Genomic DNA, 2,785 nt, shown 5'->3' with positions numbered 1-2,785 from the left:
CGACGCCGGTCTCGCCGCCCGGATGGCCGACTTCCAGGCCGACCTGCGCACCTCGGTGGCCGGCAAGGACGAGGCGGTGCGCACGCTCGGACCCGGCGGCTCCTGACGACGGGGGCGGCCGCCCCCCTACCGTGGGACCGGTGGACCTCAGGATCTTCACCGAGCCCCAGCAGGGTGCGTCCTACGCCGACCTCCTCCGGGTCGCCCGCGCGGCGCAGGACGCCGGCTTCGACGGGTTCTTCCGTTCGGATCACTACCGCGCGAGGGGCGGGTCGTCGGGGGAGCCGGGTCCGACCGACGCGTGGACGACGCTCTCCGCGCTCGCGGTGCAGACCGAGCGCATCCGCCTCGGCACCCTGGTCACGTCCGCCACGTTCCGGCTGCCCGGGCCGCTCGCGATCGCCGTGGCGCAGGCCGACCAGATGTCGGGCGGGCGCATCGAGCTCGGTCTGGGCGCCGGGTGGTTCGAGGCCGAGCACACCGGCTACGGCATCCCGTTCCCCCCGCTCGCGCAACGGTTCGCGCGCCTGTCCGAACAGCTCGAGATCGTCACCGGGCTCTGGGCGACCCCGACCGGCGAGACGTACTCGTTCTCCGGCGAGCACTACACCGTCGTCGACTCACCCGCCCTGCCCAAGCCCGCGCACCCCGTCCCGGTGATCGTCGGCGGGATGGGCCCGCGCCGGACGCCGGCCCTGGCTGCCCGGTTCGCGACCGAGTTCAACATCCCGTTCGCCGCGCTCGACGACGCGGCGCCGCAATTCGAGCGGGTCGCGCAGGCCTGCGCCGACGCCGGCCGCGACCCGGCGGACCTCGTCCGCTCGTGCGCCCACACGCTCGTGATCGGGACCGACGACGCGGCCGTCGCCCGCCGGGCCGAGGCGCTCGGCGTCGACCGGGCAGCGCTGGCCACCAACCCCCTGGCCGGGACGCCGGCGCAGATCGTCGACCGGCTGGGGCAGTGGCGGGAGCGCGCCGGGGTCACCCGCGTGTACCTGCAGACCCTCGACCTGGCCGACCTCGACCAGCTCGACCTGGTCGCGTCGGAGGTGGCGCCCCAGCTCGGGTGAAACGGCGGAGTGCCGGCGGCCGCGCCGACGGTGAGACGCGGGCCATCGCGCGGAACCGTAGGACGTCCTAGCACCTGGCGGTACCGTGACACGAAAGTGGTGGCGGTGGGAGGAGTTCGCGGTGGACCCGGAGTTCGACGTCTACGACCTGGGCGAGGAGCGCGCTGCGCTGCGCGAGTCCGTGCGCGCGCTGTGCGAGAAGGAGATCGCCCCGCACGCGGCGGAGGTCGACGCCACGCCCCGGTTCCCGCAGGAGGCCCGTGACGCGCTGACCGCGGCCGGCTTCCACGCCATCCACATCCCCGAGGCCTACCAGGGCGAGGGCGCCGACTCGATCATCGCCTGCATGGTGATCGAGGAGGTCGCGCGCGTGGACGCGTCGGCGTCGCTGATCCCGGCGGTGAACAAGCTCGGGTCGATGCCGATCATCCTGTCGGCCTCCGAGGAGCTCAAGCAGAAGGTGCTGCCGAGCATCGCCTCGGGCGAGTCGATGATCAGCTACGCGCTCTCGGAGCGTGAGGCCGGCTCGGACACCGTCTCGATGCGCACCCGCGCGCAGCCCGACGGCGACGGCTGGATCCTCAACGGCACCAAGGCCTGGATCACCAACGGCGGCGTCTCCGACTGGTACACCGTCATGGCGAAGACCGACCCGGACAAGGGCGCCAACGGCATCTCCGCGTTCGTGGTGCACAAGGACGACGAGGGCTTCAGCGTCGGCCCGAAGGAGCACAAGCTCGGCATCAAGGGCTCGCCCACCACCGAGATCTACTTCGAGAACTGCCGCGTCCCCGGCGACCGCATCATCGGTGAGCCGGGCACCGGGCTGAAGACGGCGTTCGCGACGCTGGACCACACCCGCCCGACCATCGGCGCGCAGGCCGTCGGCATCGCGCAGGGCGCCCTCGACGCCGCCGTCGAGTACGTGCGCGACCGCAAGCAGTTCGGCAAGTCGGTCTCGGACTTCCAGGGCGTGCAGTTCATGATCGCCGACATGGCGATGAAGATCGAGGCGGCCCGCCACCTCGTCTACGTCGCGGCCGCGAAGGCCGAGCGGGGCGAGAAGAACCTGGGCCTGATCGCCTCGGCGTCGAAGTGCTTCGCCTCGGACACCGCGATGGAGGTGACGACGGACGCCGTGCAGCTCTTCGGCGGCGCCGGATACACCACCGACTTCCCGGTCGAGCGGATGATGCGTGACGCCAAGATCACGCAGATCTACGAAGGCACCAATCAGATTCAGCGCGTGGTGATGTCGCGAGCGTTGCTGCGCTGAATCGATTTTCGGCGATGCTGTTGCGGAGAGTCGAGCCGCACCGCTTAGGATCTGCACTCGGTGCGTGAAGTCCGCGCCGACGATCGGTAAACAGTCACCGACATACGTCCGACCACTGTCACAAAGGGCTTATCGCGGCAAAGGGGTCTGCAGTGCAGAACGCGCCTTCTGACGCCCGTCCCCAGATGGCCGGGATTTGATGCCCGTGCGCGCTCCTGTGACCCCGACGGCAAGTTGGCAGTCACTGTCGTTGCTGTTGGTCGAGGACGACCGCGCCGACGCGGTGCTGGTGGAGGACTTGATCACCGACGCGGTCGCCAACATCGAGGTGGTGTGGGCGAAGTCGATGGCCCACGCCGAACGCGAACTGGAATCCGCCCGGCCCGACTGCGTGCTGCTGGATCTGCACCTGCCCGGCGCCAGCGGGATCGACGCGCTC

Annotated in this window: 3 protein-coding genes; all 3 read left to right on the top strand. The window is 70.8% G+C overall.

The window, feature by feature from the left end:
- Nucleotides 1–140: 140 nt before the first annotated feature.
- Nucleotides 141–1,070 (top strand): LLM class F420-dependent oxidoreductase, encoded by a 930-nt coding sequence (locus tag AC0CYZ_RS26365; protein WP_472220874.1) that lies wholly within the window; start codon nucleotides 141–143, stop codon nucleotides 1,068–1,070.
- 121 nt (nucleotides 1,071–1,191) lie between these two features.
- On the top strand, nucleotides 1,192–2,346 hold the full coding sequence (locus tag AC0CYZ_RS26360) for an acyl-CoA dehydrogenase (RefSeq protein WP_472220872.1): 1,155 nt from the start codon (nucleotides 1,192–1,194) through the stop codon (nucleotides 2,344–2,346).
- A gap of 256 nt (nucleotides 2,347–2,602) precedes the next feature.
- Nucleotides 2,603–2,785, top strand: a 183-nt coding sequence (locus tag AC0CYZ_RS26355; RefSeq protein WP_472220870.1) for a response regulator, incomplete at its 3' end; no start/stop codon positions are given.

The organism is Actinomycetospora sp. (assembly GCF_055612215.1).
This window is presented reverse-complemented; position numbering and strand designations above follow the sequence as displayed.